At 47.4% G+C, this 15,807-nt stretch carries 12 protein-coding genes; 8 read left to right on the plus strand and 4 right to left on the minus strand.

Annotation, left to right across the window (positions count from 1 at the left end; genetic code table 11):
* Positions 1-108: 108 nt before the first annotated feature.
* Entirely contained in the window at positions 109-1,728 is a 1,620-nt protein-coding gene (locus tag AB0763_RS16130) for a VRR-NUC domain-containing protein (protein WP_306099474.1), read from the minus strand.
* Positions 1,729-1,913: 185 nt separating this feature from the next.
* Here AB0763_RS16130 and AB0763_RS16135 point away from each other — a divergent pair, with 185 nt between their 5' ends.
* On the plus strand, positions 1,914-2,417 hold the full coding sequence (locus tag AB0763_RS16135; RefSeq protein WP_306099475.1) for a GNAT family N-acetyltransferase: 504 nt from the start codon (positions 1,914-1,916) through the stop codon (positions 2,415-2,417).
* A 208-nt stretch (positions 2,418-2,625) separates the two neighbouring features.
* On the opposite strand, the gene ylqF is transcribed toward AB0763_RS16135, so the two are convergent.
* Together ylqF and AB0763_RS16145 are read right to left on the minus strand one after the other, a co-directional pair.
* Entirely contained in the window at positions 2,626-3,570 is a 945-nt protein-coding gene (gene ylqF / locus AB0763_RS16140; RefSeq protein ID WP_306099476.1) for a ribosome biogenesis GTPase YlqF, read from the minus strand.
* Between the two features lie 450 nt (positions 3,571-4,020).
* Positions 4,021-5,505: a PLP-dependent aminotransferase family protein gene (locus AB0763_RS16145; protein WP_306099477.1), complete on the minus strand. Its 1,485-nt coding sequence runs from the start codon at positions 5,503-5,505 to the stop codon at positions 4,021-4,023.
* A gap of 542 nt (positions 5,506-6,047) precedes the next feature.
* On the opposite strand from AB0763_RS16145, the gene AB0763_RS16150 reads away from it, so the two are divergent.
* The 3 genes from AB0763_RS16150 (at position 6,048) to AB0763_RS16160 (ending at position 9,090) form a co-directional block, all read left to right on the plus strand.
* Positions 6,048-7,049: a TRAP transporter substrate-binding protein gene (locus AB0763_RS16150; RefSeq protein WP_306099478.1), complete on the plus strand. Its 1,002-nt coding sequence runs from the start codon at positions 6,048-6,050 to the stop codon at positions 7,047-7,049.
* Positions 7,050-7,162: 113 nt separating this feature from the next.
* The gene (locus AB0763_RS16155; protein WP_306099479.1) at positions 7,163-7,750 is read left to right on the plus strand and encodes a TRAP transporter small permease; all 588 of its coding nucleotides are present in this window, start codon (positions 7,163-7,165) and stop codon (positions 7,748-7,750) included.
* Complete coding sequence (locus AB0763_RS16160; RefSeq protein ID WP_306099480.1) at positions 7,747-9,090, plus strand: TRAP transporter large permease; 1,344 nt, start codon at positions 7,747-7,749, stop codon at positions 9,088-9,090. Before AB0763_RS16155 ends, AB0763_RS16160 begins: the two co-directional genes overlap by 4 nt.
* Before the next feature lie 131 nt (positions 9,091-9,221).
* Here AB0763_RS16160 and AB0763_RS16165 read toward each other — a convergent pair whose 3' ends face one another.
* On the minus strand, positions 9,222-10,700 hold the full coding sequence (locus tag AB0763_RS16165) for a DUF3360 family protein (protein ID WP_306099481.1): 1,479 nt from the start codon (positions 10,698-10,700) through the stop codon (positions 9,222-9,224).
* A gap of 330 nt (positions 10,701-11,030) precedes the next feature.
* Here AB0763_RS16165 and AB0763_RS16170 point away from each other — a divergent pair, with 330 nt between their 5' ends.
* Genes AB0763_RS16170 through AB0763_RS16185 form a run of 4 tightly spaced genes read left to right on the plus strand, consistent with a single transcriptional unit; the run spans position 11,031 to position 15,730 of the window.
* Positions 11,031-12,557 (plus strand): ABC transporter substrate-binding protein, encoded by a 1,527-nt coding sequence (locus AB0763_RS16170; RefSeq protein WP_306099482.1) that lies wholly within the window; start codon positions 11,031-11,033, stop codon positions 12,555-12,557.
* On the plus strand, positions 12,550-13,497 hold the full coding sequence (locus AB0763_RS16175; protein ID WP_306099483.1) for an ABC transporter permease: 948 nt from the start codon (positions 12,550-12,552) through the stop codon (positions 13,495-13,497). The genes AB0763_RS16170 and AB0763_RS16175 overlap by 8 nt, the downstream gene beginning before the upstream one ends.
* On the plus strand, positions 13,494-14,279 hold the full coding sequence (locus AB0763_RS16180) for an ABC transporter permease (RefSeq protein ID WP_306099484.1): 786 nt from the start codon (positions 13,494-13,496) through the stop codon (positions 14,277-14,279). The genes AB0763_RS16175 and AB0763_RS16180 overlap by 4 nt, the downstream gene beginning before the upstream one ends.
* Complete coding sequence (locus AB0763_RS16185) at positions 14,276-15,730, plus strand: ABC transporter ATP-binding protein (RefSeq protein WP_306099485.1); 1,455 nt, start codon at positions 14,276-14,278, stop codon at positions 15,728-15,730. Before AB0763_RS16180 ends, AB0763_RS16185 begins: the two co-directional genes overlap by 4 nt.
* Positions 15,731-15,807 lie beyond the last annotated feature (77 nt).

Below are 15,807 nucleotides of genomic sequence, written 5' to 3' on the forward strand. Positions count from 1 at the left end.
TGTTACCGCTTTTTCGCCGTGACAGGTATAAGGGGCGAGTCTTTCCATTTGATCATAGACCATGTGGTGGTTTTTTGTACTGGCTTACTTTGTTAACCGATCACTTTGTTAATCGATCACTTCGACGTAGGCGGTGCAATAATCGATGCCCAATTGGGTCATGGTCTTTTGCCACTCTTTCTGATGATGTTGCAATTTATCCCCCGGGCCTTTGACCTCGACCCAGCGAAATTGTCCGTCTTTAAACGCGATTAAATCGGGCATGCCTATTTTGTGATCGCGCAAATCTTGCAGTAGGTACTCAAACAATCCAATCAATGTTGAGCGTTCAATGTGCTGTTCAGCTAGATCAATCCACTGTGGATCAAAGGCGCCCCAGTGTACCCAGTCGTTTTGGATCGCGAATTTTTGTTGGTAGGTGGCGTGACACTCGGTCAGTCCTTGGGTTTTGATGTGTTCAAACACTTGTTGGATGGCTTGTTGTCGCGATTGGCAAAAATCATCGTGATACATATCTAAAGGTCGAGATTGAAAAGGGTGAATAAAGGCGTACGGTACTGGGGAGAAAATGACGTGCCAAAACGCCAGCCCGAATAAGCCGTTGAGAAAGTGATTTTCGCTGTAAAAGCATTGCCAACCATCTTGCTGGTAGTGTTGGCATACGGCGTGCTCAACCCGTTGGCCTTGCAGTTTTAAGGCGAGGTCTTCTCTGTTTTCCGTTGCAACTTGCCTTGGTTGTCCCTCTAGGGCACTTGCTTGAGCCCGTTTTTGCCATTGTTTGAGCAGGGTGTAGGCGGTAATGGTTTCTCTTTTGCCAAAAGGGGTGGCCAGCATCTCATCGAGCAGTCGTTTGGCTTGGTCGAACTCGCCTTGTTGCAGGTAAAAGCGGGCTTGGCGTTCACGAGAGGGCGGCATGTTAGTGCGTTGATACCACGGCATGGCGGCTTTGGCGTCTTGCTGCCTTTCGAGTTGGCGGGCCAACTGGCTGATCAAGGCTTGGCTTTTTCGTTGCAACCCTTTGTGACAATCGGCGACAGGGACCGCTTGTAACCAAGTGAGCAGTGTGGATACCTCGGCATTGGGGTTGCAAAACCAATCTTGCTTAATTTGGTTGATGGTTAAGAGAGCATCGAGCTCAGAGCGGTGATGAAAATACGCGTGTTGACCCGTGTATTGATAGTCTTCAAAGCGCTGTACCCCGAGATCATTTAAAACAAATTGCGACAGGTCTTGGCGGTGATTGGCAAAAAACAGCCCGAGCAGCACCGGCAGTATCTCAGCCTGCTGGAGGCAAAAGCAGGGACATGGCAGCTGCGTTTGATCGATGTTGTGTTGCGGCTCAATCAGCGATAGCAAGGCTTTTTTGGTGGTGTGTTTATTGCCATTGAGCAGGGGTTGCAATTCGCCTTTGGTCAGTTTGTCGGCGATGTCTGCGAAAGGCAATGTTTCAGGGAAGTCAATAAACCCATGCGCTCGTAATTCGTCAAAGCGCGCTGCGATGTCATCGAGTTCGGGGTATTGAAACTTGTCTTGTCGATAATAAGGCCCTTTACGAGATAAGATCCGGACTAATAAACACTGAGTTTGCATCGCTAGGGTTTGGTAGTCTGCCAACCACTGTTTTTCGCATTCCGTCAATAAATGAGAAAAGCTCAGGGCGTGTTCAATGAGAGTTTGAAAGTTGTCTCGATAGTAGTACACCGCAAGGGGCGGGGCAGTTTCCGTCATGCTATGGCTCAAATTCGACAAGGGTCAATCATGTTGGTTAAAAGTATCATGAATGAAAACCCTGATGAAGATCAAAACTACTGCATAGTCATTCAGGTTAACGGTGGTACTTTTTGCTTTTTAAGCGTAAAAAGGTAGTATGGTGTAAGTTTTAGACAGATATTTAAAGTGGTAAGGACTACCAAATGGAATTTATTCTAGCGCAATATAAGGATTATGAAGCCGTCGCGCAATTGCATAATAACAGTGAAATTTACGGTCAATCTTTGACGTTGGATGCCGAGGCTTCAAAAGAGCGATTCGAGGAATTGTGTGCAATTTGGCAAACTCGACTCACCAACCCGCCGTTTAATCAGCACGTTATCTTAGTTTCTCAACAGGAGCAGCTAGTTGGCTTGATTTGCCTTTTTGCCAATCACGACTTTGAGCGGGGCGGTTTGATTGATGCCTTGTACGTCGATGAGCGCTTACAGCATCAAGGGATCGGGCGTGAATTGGTCAAACGCGCCGCTATCTGGCAAAAGCAGCATTTTGATCGCAACGGGGTGTATTTGAAAATTTCCTCGGCTTACAAAGCGGCGTTAAAGTTCTATCAAGAGCTAGGAGCCGATATAGACAGCAGTGACGAAGAGCAAATTATTGTGAGTTGGGATTCGGTCGATGAGCTGTGTGGGCATATTGCGTCTTAGTTGCACGATGACAATCGGCTGTAGCGCGCCCCTTGTGTGACGCAGAACAATAAGCACTGCGTTGATTGGATATGAGAAAATAAAAAGCGGCACGGTATCAGTGATACCCTGCCGCTTTTTTCTCTCTTATCTTTTTACTTGCTTAATTCTGCCACATTTCATTCTGTTGTTTTGCGCGATGAGGAAAGCGCAGCGCTCAATGGCTCAATTAGCGTTTGTTTTTTAGGTAACGCTTGCGGCGCTCTTCTTTTTGTTTGGCTTTTTCTTCGGCCTTTTGCGCGGCCACACGCTCAGCTTCGATCAATTCTTCACTGATCATTTCTGGTTTTTCGAGGGTGATTTTACCAAGGGTTCCGCTGCGCAGTTCGTGCAATAAGATTTCCGAGGTCTTGTGTAAATCAACCCGGCCACCGGCGCGCAGTGCCCCGCGTTTGCGACCGATGTCTTCCATGATCTCAAGATCAGACTCTGCCACTTCGTCGAGTTGATAGCGTTCAATCAGTTTTTCTGGGTAGTGCGCGGCGAGGTATTCAACGGTGTAAAACGCCACTTCATCGTATTCCATTGCCGTATCTTTGACAGCGCCGGTGGCCGCCAGGCGAAAGCCACTGTGCGGGTTTTCCACTTTTGGCCACAGCATTCCCGGTGTATCGGATAAGACAATACCGTTTTGCAGATTGATCCGCTGTTGTCTGCGAGTGACCGCCGGTTGGTTGCCGGTTTGTGCAATGGTGCGTCCTGCCAGGGCGTTGATGATGGTGGATTTACCCACGTTGGGAATCCCCATGATCATGGTACGAATGTTTTTGCCGATTTCTTCACGATGTGGTGCCAATTGACGGCATTTGTCGAGAATTTGTTGAACTTCACTGTGTTCGTGAGTGGTAATGGCAATGGCTTTAACGCCTTGTTCTTTTTCTAGGTGCTCGATCCACGCTTGGGTCATCTCTGGGTCGGCCAAGTCGCGTTTGTTCAAGACTTTGACCACTGGTTTGTCTTTGCGAAGCTCAGAGATCATCGGGTTTTCGCTGCTAAATGGGATTCGGGCATCGAGGACTTCAATGATGACGTCGACTTGAGGGATCACTTCCTCAATTTCTTTGCGCGCTTTGTGCATGTGACCAGGAAACCATTGAATATTGTTGTTAACCATTTGAAAAATATGCCTTTTGTTTTTATGGTTACGCGGCTAACCGCTCAAGTGGGGCACTTAAAGAATCGCCAATAAATAAGCAAACGAGAGCCGTTATTCTGTCACTTGAAGCCATGACCGCATTGTTGCGAGGATTTTAACACTTAAAAGGGTAGGACGAAAATTTAAGTCGGTTTGAAAAATGGCATTGGAGACTCACGAGTCGCGCTGGGTGTGATTGAATGAGGGTTAGCCCAACGTCTGATTTCGTTTTCTATGGTTACTCTCATCTCTGAAAAAGACGAAAAATCAACCTCACAATTATTTTTAATATTGGCATCGTCAGCGTTGATATTTGCTTGCAAGAATAAGGAGCTTGAACACGCTGTAACGAGTCATCAAGCTCTATTTCAGGGTAACGGCCAAACGTGACACGTCAGCCGTTATAAACCGAAGCCGAAAAAAGCGAGATTATGCCTCTTTCGCTAGGGCAATCTTATCTTTAACAATCTCACCCAAAATTTCTAAGCCTTCTAATATCTTTGCGCTATTAATGGCGGAAAACCCAAGGCGAATGTAATTTTTCGGCGCATCATCTTGCAAAAATAAACTGTCGCCGGACTCAACCAAAATCCCTTGTTCGGCTGCTTTTGCGATCACACTTTTACCGGTGATCCCATGGGGTAAGCCAATCCAAAAGCAAAAACTGCCCGGTGTTGAGTGGATCTCACATTGATGGAGATAACGGCTGATCCCTTGTTCCATCAACTGCCATTTCTCTGCGTAGACACGGCGCATACGGCGAACGTGACTGTCGTAATACCCTTGGCTGATGAATAGCGCGGTAATTCGCTGATTGTTCGACGGCGGGTGGCGGTAGTGATAATGGCGCAGCTTACGCAACTCTCTGACTAAGGTTTTATTGGCCACTAGGTAGCCAATGCGAGTGCCGGGAGTCAGCGATTTTGACAAACTACCGGTATAAATGACACGGTCGTTGCGATCATAACTTTTTAACGCGGGCAGAGGGGACTCAATAAAACTGACTTCACTTTCATAATCGTCTTCAATGATGACAAAGTTGTCTTTACAGGCTTGCTCCAGTAAGGCTTTGCGCCGTTCAACGGGCATGGTGACGGTCGTGGGGTACTGATGGCTTGGGGTGGTGAAGACGTAGTCACACCCTTTGAGTTGCTCGCCCACTTGTAAACCCTGGTCATCAATATCGAGCGCTTTTAACTTGCTGTTGCTCAGCGAAACAATATGGTGCATTTCCACATAGCCGGGGTTTTCTACCCCAAAGGTAACCGATTCACTCCCCAACAAACTGCTCAGTAGAAACAGCGAGTTTTGTGTCCCGAGAGTGATGAGAATTTCATCTTCTTGAGCAATGATACTGCGTTTGGTCAAAATGTGATGACGGACCTGAGTCACCAATTCAGCATCATCCATATCGATGTAACCTTCTACCCATTCATGCAATTTTCCGCGGCTTTCTGCAATGCGCGAACACTCGCGCCATTGATAAAGTGGGAACTCTTCAACATTGATGTGGCCGTAAATAAATGGGTAGGGGTAACGTCGCCAGTTGCGGTCTTTATTTAAAGCGTTAAATTCACTCGGGCGCTTTTTAATTAACTCTCCCCATTTTGGTGCGTTTTCTGCATCATTTTGGTGAGAAGTCGATGGCTTGAGTTTGGGTTCGATCAGCAGTTCAGGGTTGACAAATAAGCCGCAGCGCTTACGGGCAATTAAGTAACCCTCTTCAATTAGGCTATCGCAGACGAGTACGATGGTATTTCTCGAGACGCCAATTAACTGCGCCATTTTACGGCTTGACGGTAACGCCCTGTCACCAAAGGTATCTTGGTTGATTAACTCAACCAATTTCTCACGAATTTGTTGCTGGTAAGTACTTTTGTCGTGCAACTCAATATTAAATAGAAAATCATTCATGAACGTATTCTTTGCGCCTTTGTCGTAGTCGGGATGTTAAAGCAGTAAAAACGCGGGGAGGCCGTTTATCCATGCACCAAATTAATGCAAAAATCATACCTTCTGTACAATGCTTGTGAGACTGGACCAAAAATTAAAAAAGTTGGCTCTATACTATGACGATGGTCATAAGTAGCCTGAATGCAGGTTGAGTGTTCTATTATTAATGTTGTTATTACGATGATTTCTTCAACACCCGCTCAATGACCGGGTGAGAAACACGCGAACAAGATTGAAAAATAGCTAATTTAAATAGATACTTAGGTCCATTTTGTTATTGAACGGTTTGGCTTTGTTACCCAATGTTCTCCCACGCTGTTGATTATCGGTAGTCAGGGTGAGATTGAGACAGGAAAGACCGCAGATAGAATCGATTGTATGCGAGCAATGGGTTCTCTGAAAATGACGACAATGGTCTGTAACACACAGAGCACTTTTCCGGAAAGGAATCAAATTTGACTATAATCGTAAAGTGAATTGCGATTGCTAATGAGGGAATGGATATGCAAAAGAAGAAATTTTTTAAGGCGATTTCACTGGCGACGTGCTTGATGATGTCGGCAAGTGCCTTTTCTGCAACATGGAAGATTGCAGTAGGCGACGGTGGTGGCAGTGCGCAAGAAGAACTGGGCAAAAAGTTCTCTGAAGTGCTAGCTGAAAAAACCGATAACAAATTCAAAACCGAAATTTTTGTCAATGGCCAGCTCGGCTCTGAGCAAGCGACGGTTAACGATGTGTCACTTGGCATTCTGGACATGTCGATTCTTGGCAGTAACAACCTGGCTCCGTTCAGCCCATCGATTGGCATTTTGTCACTTCCTTACATTTTCGAAAATATTGACCAAGCGGAAACGATCATCAATAGCGATATTGAGAAATCTCTAGCTGAAACCGTGTTAAAAGAAGCGAACGTTCGCATCATTGCATGGAGCTACTCAGGCTTTAGAATGCTGACTAACTCAAAACGCCCGGTGAAAAACCTCGATGATCTTCAAGGTCTCTTTATCCGTGTACCAAAAAGTGATTTGATCATTAAGACTTACCAATCACTAGGCATTAACCCAACGCCAGTTGCTTGGTCTGAAACCTTTACGGCCCTACAGCAAAAAGTCGTTGATGGACAAGAAACGCCGTATGCCGCTATTCACTCGATGAAGTTCGCTGAAATTCAAAAATACCTGACTGAAACTCATTACTTGTTTCAGCTTGAGCCTCTGATTATGTCTGAGTCGGTTTTCCAAGATCAGTCTGAAGACGTTCAAAAAGCCATCCTAGAAGCCGGTGAAGCAGCAACAGAGCACAGCCTTGCTTGGATCAAATCGCAAGAAGCCAGCATCAAAGAAGAGCTTGTGGCGAAGTACGGCCTTGAAATCGACCAGCTAGAAGACGAAGCTGAGTGGGTGAAAAGAGCGCAAAAAGGCGTATGGCCTGAGTTCTACGAGCAGGTTGGCGGTAAAGACAAAATCAATGAACTGCTGCGTACTTTAGGCAGAGAAGAAATCTAAAACCAATAAAAGCAGAGTGGACACACTCTGCTTTTTTGATCCTGGATCAAAGAAAGAATGACCATTTCAAATAAAAAAGGGCTGATCTCTATAAAGGGAGTACGACAAAAATTATGAAAATAATTTTAAAGATAATGGACAATATAGAGAGCTATATTTGCAGAGCGTTGTTGGTAACCTTCGTTACTTTGCTGTTTGTTCAAATTTTAACGCGCGAGATTTTCGGTTTTTCAATCACGTGGAGTGAAGAACTCTCCGTTTACCTATTTGTATGGTTTGTCTTCTTTGGTGCAAGTTATGCGGCGAGATTGTCAGCTCATAACCGCGTTACCTTTCACTACAAGTGGTTACCTAAAAAAGTCAGCACTTTTTGCGAACTGCTTGCCGATGCGTTGTGGGTCGGTTTTAACGGCTACTTTATCTACCTAAGCGGTGATTTTGTCTTCAATAAAATGAACCTGTTTTGGAAATCACAAACCTTGGGTATCCCGATGAAGTATATCTATTTCATCTTGCCACTGGCTTTCACTTTGATGACCATTCGCATCATTCAAGTTAATTATCTCAAGTTAGTTAAAGGGGTCGATGTGATTGATCCTGAGTCACAAGAAATGAATGAATTAATGAATACTGAACACGCTGAAGAATCTGTTCACACTGAGCCTAAAACTCAAACTGGTAATATGGAGAACAAACGATGAGTGAAGCATCCATAGTTATGGTTTTATTTGGCTCGTTTCTCGCCTTATTGATCCTTGGCGCGCCGGTCATGGTTTCACTGGGTATTGCCGCGTTAGCCTCGTTCTTTTATTTGGATGAAAACCCGATTAAATTCGTCCAGATTGCGTTTAACTCTGTTGGCTCGTTCCCTCTGATGGCATTGCCTGCCTTTATATTGGCGGGGGCATTAATGGAAGCCTCCGGGATCTCAAAGCGTTTGGTCAACTTAGCCGAAAGCTTTGCCGGGCCGGTAACCGGTGGTATGTCTGCCGCGGCAGTCCTAGCGTGTATGTTCTTTGGTGCGATTTCAGGTTCGGGCCCGGCGACCACAGCCGCCGTGGGCATGTTGATGATCCCTGCCATGGTGAAACGCGGTTATGATAAGGGCTATGCGTCTGCGGTTACCGCTTCATCCGGTGGCCTTGGCATTGTCATCCCGCCTTCAATTCCAATGGTCATTTTTGGCATATCGGCACTGGGTTTGGCTGTACCGCCAGAAGCGATCCAAAAATTTGGTGAATTCCAAAGTATTTCTATCCCGAAAATGTTTATCGCTGGTTTCTTCCCGGGCCTGGTTATGGCAACGTGTTTGTTGACATTAAACTACATCCGCTGTCGTCGTCTTGGTTATAAAGGGACTGATGAAGGTTGGTCAAAAGAGAAAATCTCGGCGGCTGCAAAATCCGGTGTGTGGTCTATTTTGGCGCCACTGGTTATCTTAGGTGGCATTTATTCTGGCTTATTTACCCCGACAGAGTCGGCGATTGTGGCTATTTTCTATACCTTGTTCATCGGTATTTTTGTCCACAAAGAATTGAAAATGGCAGAATTTGTTCAATCACTTGAAACCACCACCTGGTTATCGGGTCGCGTGTTGTTGATCTTATTCACCGCAACGGCATTTGGTCGTATTTTGGTTGAGAATCAAATCCCTGCGATTGTCGCGGAGTCAATGCTTGGCATTACGGAAAACATATACCTTATCTGGTTGTTGATCATTGCCTTTTTGTTGTTTGTCGGCATGTTTATGGAAACGCTGGCGGCGATTATGATTTTAACGCCGGTGCTTTTACCCGTGGCGTATTCACTGGGGATTGATCCGGTGCACTTTGGCATTGTGATGGTGTGTAGCTTATCGATTGGCTTCTCGACGCCGCCATTGGGTGAAAACCTCTTTGTGGCTTCAGGCATTTCCGATACCCCGCTTGAAGAAGTGACGGCGAAGACCTTGCCTTTTGCCATCATGTCAACAGTGGCGGTGATCATCATTGCTTATATTCCAGAAATTGCCTTGGTACTGCCACGTTGGCTAGGTTATTAGCCAATTAACGACGAGCGGTTATCATTGCTAACCTAATGCATTAGCCAGTCACAATAACGTGACTGGCTTTTTTGTTTTGTGGTTTCCTCGTGTATCGGTGTTGCGCCTAACGTTTTAAGGCTTGCTTTGAGCTAGACTCTAAAACTGGTCATTATTGCCGGGATCCCCGGTAATAACCCCACCAGTGCCATCACGCCGGTTAAAGCAATAAACATGATCAATGGAATAATCCATCGGCTTAATGCATTGAGATCAGCACTGCGCTCTTTACAGCCAATTAAGCCTAAATTGTCGAGCAGCATGGTTAATGACCAGCCAAAAGCCGGGTTCACCAGTGCCGATGAAAAGACCACAATGGCCGCCGATTGGGTGGTTTTTCCCTCGCGAGTCATGGCCATTCCCGCTTCTAACAGAGGCAGAAAAACCCCCACGATCAAGGCCACGCACAAGACGGGTTGCCAAATGGCCAAGTCCATCGGATAACCCCAAACACTGGCAATCACACAAAACAACGCGGTTAGAATAGCGCCAGCAGGAATGGGGCGTTTGGCGATGGCTGCGGGCACGATGTAAGTCCCCCATGAAGAGGTGAAATTGGCGCCGCCCATCAGCGAGCCAAAGGTTTGTCTGATCGCCGCGCTGAACATAGTGTCATCAATGTTCATCTGCACTTTTTCTGTTTTTTCTGGGTAACTGATCTTTTGGAACACTTGATGCCCCAAAAAGTCTGGTGACCACATCGCCACGGCCAAAACAGCAAAGGGCAATACCACAATAAAACTCTCAAAGGTTGGTAAGCCGAGCATCCATCCACTGTTCTCTCCCCACCAATAAGCGGGGTTCATGTTGGGTAATCCCGGTGCGGTTTTAAATTCGAAGGGCGCGCCGAGCAAGAAGGCTAACCCACCGCCGAGCAAGCAGCTAAAAGGCACCGCTAACCAACGTTTTTTAAAGTGCTCAAGCAAGGCGTACAGCACGATGGTGGCCAAAATAACAATAAAGGCGATGTGGCTCATGTGAATGCTGTCCGCCCAGGTAAACAGTTTTTTGACTTGTGAAATGGTGCCGACAAAGCCCAAATAAAGCAATAAACCGCCGCATACGCCTGGGCTAGTCAAGCGAGCCAGTAAACTGCCGCCCTTAGAAATGGCCAACAATAAACCAAAGATCCCAATCAACAAACCAAAGGCCATCGGATGGCCACCGGCGGCGACGACAATGGGAATGAGTGGGATCAAAGGCCCATGGGTACCGGGCAGGTTGGCGCTTGGCAAGATAAAGCCAGAAAACAGCAAAATGAACAGGGCAACAATGATCAGTTCGTAGCGTACGTTCTCTAAGATAAACCCAGCTTCTAATCCCAATGGGGCGGCAAAAGTGGCGGCAATGGCGCCTACCATGACAATTTTGCCAATGGTGCCGGCCATGGCTGGGATCATGTCTTCAAATTCAAACCGGTAATCGCGAAAGGGAAGGTTAGGGCGCCAACGTTTAGGTCGCATGATTTGCAGTTCATGATCCAAATACTGCTCGCGGTTGTCGAACTCAGAAGCAGGACGGTGCGAATCTTGATAGCTGTCATTGGGGACGTCGGTTGTTTTTATTGTCATTGTGTCTCCTGAAATGGGTTGGTCACGCTGAGGCAGCGAAGGCCTTTATCCTATGTGAATTGAAGAGTGAATGAAGTAAGCAAAAAGTCGAACAGGGCGATAAAGGGCAGGTAATTGGCGGGGACATGCAGATATAAAGCATTTTAAATTCAATATTTTATATTGTTTTTATTGTTGCTTAATTTTTTAGGCATAGTTATTTAGTCTAATGGCAGTTCGAGTCGCAATTTGGCTAAATGGCAAAGGAATTGGCGCGATGAAAAGATTGATTTATACCTTTGTTATAATATAACATATCAATCCAATCTATCTTTCACTGTTTCATTAGTCATGAAAAAAATACTTCTCTTGTTGGTCGCCGCGTTGGGCGGCTTTTTTGTCTGGACATCGCTTTCTGGTGATGAAAACCCCAAGACTTTAGTGGTTTCTGGCCCGTTTGAATTTCACGGTGTCGATCTTTCTAAAGACGGCAGTGTCTTTAGCCGATTAGGCGTCACTCAATCGTTAACCGGCTTGCGCCCAGACGGTTCCATCGAGCCAGTCTTAGCGAGCCGTTGGAGCCAAAATGATACGGGCACCCAATGGACATTTACCCTTCGCGATGGGGTGCGTTTTCACGATGGTAAACCGTTAACCGCCAATGATGTTGTGGTGTCTCTTAACCACGCTAAGGCCAAGCCCGGCATCATTAAAAATGCGCCGATCACTGCCATTCGCGCACAAGACAATCAGGTGATTATCGAGCTTGAATCGCCTTATCAGCCTTTGCTGAGCACCTTGGCGCACTTCACTCTAGGCGTGGTGTCGGCGGACGCTTTCGATCAAGCCGGTAACATCACTACACTTAATGGCACGGGGCCTTTTAGCATTGCCTCTATGGTGGCGCCCCATAAGCTGACTTTGACTAAGTTTGCCGACTATTGGGGGCAAGTGGCGAGTATTGAGCGCGTCGAATATCAAGCCGGTCATCGCTCAGAAAGCCGAGCCTTGCAAGTACAAAGTGGCCAAGCCGATATTGCCTATTCCATTGATGCCATCAGTAAGCAGTCTTTAGCTGAGGATGACAACACGGTGGTGGAGAGTGTCAATTTACCGCGTACTATTTTAGTCAAAGTCAACAATACGCACCCATTGTTGGCGGACGTTCGTGCCCGTCAAGCGATCAGTTTTGCCTTAGATCGCTCAGGTATGGCTAACTCTGTGCTGTTTGCCCCAGGCAGTGAAGCCTATCAGCTGTTTAATACCAACCAAGCGGCATGGCATTTAGACGATATCGCCGAGCAGCAAGATATTGCGAAAGCCAAAGCCTTGTTATCGCAATTAGGTTGGCAGTTAAACGAGGCTGGCGTGTTGGAAAAAGACGGTGAAACTTTTCGTTTAAACCTGATCACCTATGCCAATCGCCCTGAGCTTCCTCTGATTGCCACCGCGTTGCAAAACCAGTTGGCCAAGGTGGGTATTGAAGTCAATGTGTCGATTGAAAACTCCAGTGCCATTCCTTCTGGCCACCATGATGGTTCGTTAGAGCTGGCGGTGATCGCGCGTAACTTTGGCATGGCCGGTACGCCTTTGCCTTTGTTGTACAGTGACTTTAGTCAACCGCAAGGCAGTGACTGGGGACACATGAATTGGAGTAATGCCACCTTGAGTGACCATCTTGAAAGCCTGATCAGCTCGCCAAAACAAGACAGCAATCAATACCAGCAAGATGTCGCTCGAATTTTGGCGGACAATTTACCGGTGATCCCCGTGGCGTACAGTACTCAGCACAACGCGGTAAATCGCAATCTATCGGGATTAGTCTTGGATCCTTTTGAGCTAAACTACCGTCTCGAGGCCGTGCAGTTTAATGATTAAGTTGTTACTTAACCGATTCGCTCAAGCCGGCTTTGTCGCTTGGGCGGTCGGCACACTGACATTTTTAATGATGCGTTTTTTACCTGGCGACATGGCATATAAAATTGCCGCCGAGCGCTATGGCTATGATTACGTTAACCAAGAGGCGGCAGAAGCGGTGCGGGCTGAGTTAGGTCTAGAACGCAGCGGTTTCGAGCAATACTGGTCTTGGCTGGTGGATTTGGTGCAGTTTAATCTGGGTCATTCATTAGTCAGTGGGGAAGCGGTATCGTCGGTCGTCGGTCATCACTTGTCGTACACCTTTATGTTGGCGGCGACGGCGATTGTGCTTTCTTTATTGGTCGCATTCCCTTTGGGTCTGCATGCGGGAAAATACCCTTACCAATGGGTCGATAAATTGGCGGTAGGCTTTTCGGTGCTGTTTCGCTCCATGCCGGTGTTTTTGGTGGGTTTGATCTTAATGATCGTGTTTGGCTATCAATTGGGCTGGCTTCCGGTCACCGGGTTTGGCGAGCCACAGCACATTATTTTGCCCAGTATTGCCCTAGCATTAACGTTGGCGGCCTTGTCGAATCAGATGATCCGCAACGAAGCACACGCAGTGTTTGGCGCGACTTTCATGCGTTTTGCCCGTTATAAAGGTCTGAGTGACAAGCAAGCCGAGCAGCATCATTTATCCCCGAACGTCACCCTGCCGATCATTACTTTTTTGGGCGTACAAGCGATCAGTTTGATTGAAGGGATCGTGATGATCGAATCCTTATTTGCTTGGCCGGGTATTGGCCATGCTTTATCACACGCGATTTTTTCTCGTGATATTCCTGTCATCCAAGCCTCGGCGTTGGTGATGGGCTTGTTGTTTGTGGCGATCAATACCTTGATTGATGTGTGTCAATACGTTTTAGATCCTCGGGTAAGACAGGAGAAGTCAGCATCATGAGACTCACTAACAAGCAAATTGCAGCCTTGGCACTCTTGTGCTTATTGGTGGTGTTTACGCTATACGGTAAGTTTTTATCGGGTTCTGATATCGCCACTCAAGATCTAAATAATGCCTTTATGGCGCCAAGCAGTAGTGAGCCTCTGGGCACCGATCACTTTGGTCGCAGTAATTTGGCCCGCTTAGCCGATGCCATCGCCAACTCGTTACTGCTGGCGGCGGCCAGTGTGTCGCTCGCCGGTGTCTTTGGTGTGGTGCTTGGCGTGTTATCGGGCTGGTATGGCGGCTGGGTCGATCGCGTGAGCTTGGTGTTGATGAATATGGTGATGGCGATGCCTGGTTTGGTGTTAGTCTTGCTGTTTGCCGCGCTTATTCCTGGCTCCGTGACCTTCTTATTTTGTGGTATTGCCTTGACCATGTGGGCGGATTTTTTCCGCGTGATGAGAAACAAATCTCAGCGCTTAACCCGCGCCGATGAGTTTGAAAATGCTACCTTATTGGGGTTTGGTCGTTGGTATCGCTTTCGCATGCACGTTTGGCCTTACTTAAAGCGCGATATTTTCACGCTGGCTTGTTTTGGGGCCGCCAATGCGGTTTTAGCGTTAGCCGCGCTTGGCTTTTTGTATGTGGGCATGCGTCCGCCTCATGCTGAGCTTGGCATGATGATGGTGGAGCTCTTTCGCTATTATCAGGTCGCACCTTGGGTATTGGTTCAGCCCATCGTTGCGCTGATGCTGTTGATTTTTGGCTTTTACTTTTTATCGAAAGGGCGTGAGCAATGAGTGAATTAACCCTAACGTCTGTGTCGGTACATCAAGGTGAGAAAACCTTCGTTGAGCCGATTTCTATGATGCTTGCCCGCGGTGAAGCCATTACCATTTTAGGCGAAACCGGCTCGGGTAAAAGTCTCTTTAGCAAAGCCATTTTGGGGGATTTACCCAAGGGGTTTTACGCCAAAGGGGATATCGTACTCAATGGTCAGGCGTTGTTGTCTTTGCCTCAAAAAGAGCGTGAAGCCTTGTGGGGCAAAGAGATGGCGGTGTTACCCCAAGAGCCGCGTTTAGCGCTTAGCCCGTTAATGAAGGTCAAGCAACAAGTCTCTGAGGTTCACCAGTGGGTATTGGGCCGCAAAAAATCGCCCAGCAATACTTTGGCTGAGCAGGCGTTTGACACTTTGAGTTTAGCGCAGCATACCGAGAAATACCCGGTTGAACTCTCTGGCGGTATGGCTCAGCGCAGCGCCTTTTTGGCAGCGACGGCGGCAGGGGCCAAGTTGTTGATTGCCGACGAGCCGACCAAAGGTTTGGATGACAAGAGTAAGCAGCAGGTGATAGAGCAACTTTTGGCGCACAAACAACAGGGCAGCTTGATCACCATCACTCATGATTTAGACGTGGCGAAAGCCCTTGGCGGAAAAATCTATGTTTTGCTGCAAGGCAAGTGGGTCGCAGAAGGTAAAACGTTTGATGAGCTAAAAAACCAGCCGACGGACGATTACACCGCGATGCTGTTCAATCCGCGAGTTGGCCTCAATCAGAAGGTGAAAAAGCCGCTCGGTGAGGTGGTGATCACCGCCAATCAACTCGAGATGGGCTACGGCCAGTCGACGCTGTTTACTGATCTTTCGTTTGAGCTAAAGCAAGGGGAAGTCTTGGGCTTATCGGGCGCCAGTGGCTGTGGCAAATCCACCTTGTGCGATTTGCTGTTGGGGTTAAAAGCGCCGTTATCTGGTTCGATAGACAATCACGTCACTTTTGGTCTGGGTCAGAAACTCAAATTGTATCAAGATCCGCCGCAGTCGTTTTCGGCGCAATTTACGTTACAGCGTCAACTTGACGACGTGTGTCAGCTACACCATATCGACCCTCAAACCATTGAGGATTATCGCGAGCGATTGCAGATCAAAGCCGATGTGTTGTCGCGATTGCCCAGTGAAGTGTCGGGCGGTGAGTTGCAGCGGGTGGCGATTTTACGCGCGCTGCTGTTAAAGCCTAAGCTGTTGATCGCCGATGAGCCGACCACGCGCTTAGACCCGCACATCGCCCATGAGACCATGGCGCTGTTGATGGAGTGCGTTCAAGAGATTGGCTGTGCGTTGATCTTGGTCAGTCACAGTCAGTTAGAGCTTGAGCGCTATTGTGATAAGCGTTTGTATTTTCAAGGCGATGGGGTGGTATCGTCTATCGCGCCGAGCACGTTAGACCGTCATGAGGACACCAGTGCCGTGGCTTAGCTCACGCCTCGGTATTGGGGTTTGTTTTGGTGTAATAATGACGCCGCTCACCAGAGCGGCGTTTTTTAATATGCTTA

The sequence above is a fragment of the Vibrio sp. HB236076 genome (assembly GCF_040957575.1).
Lineage (GTDB): Bacteria > Pseudomonadota > Gammaproteobacteria > Enterobacterales > Vibrionaceae > Vibrio.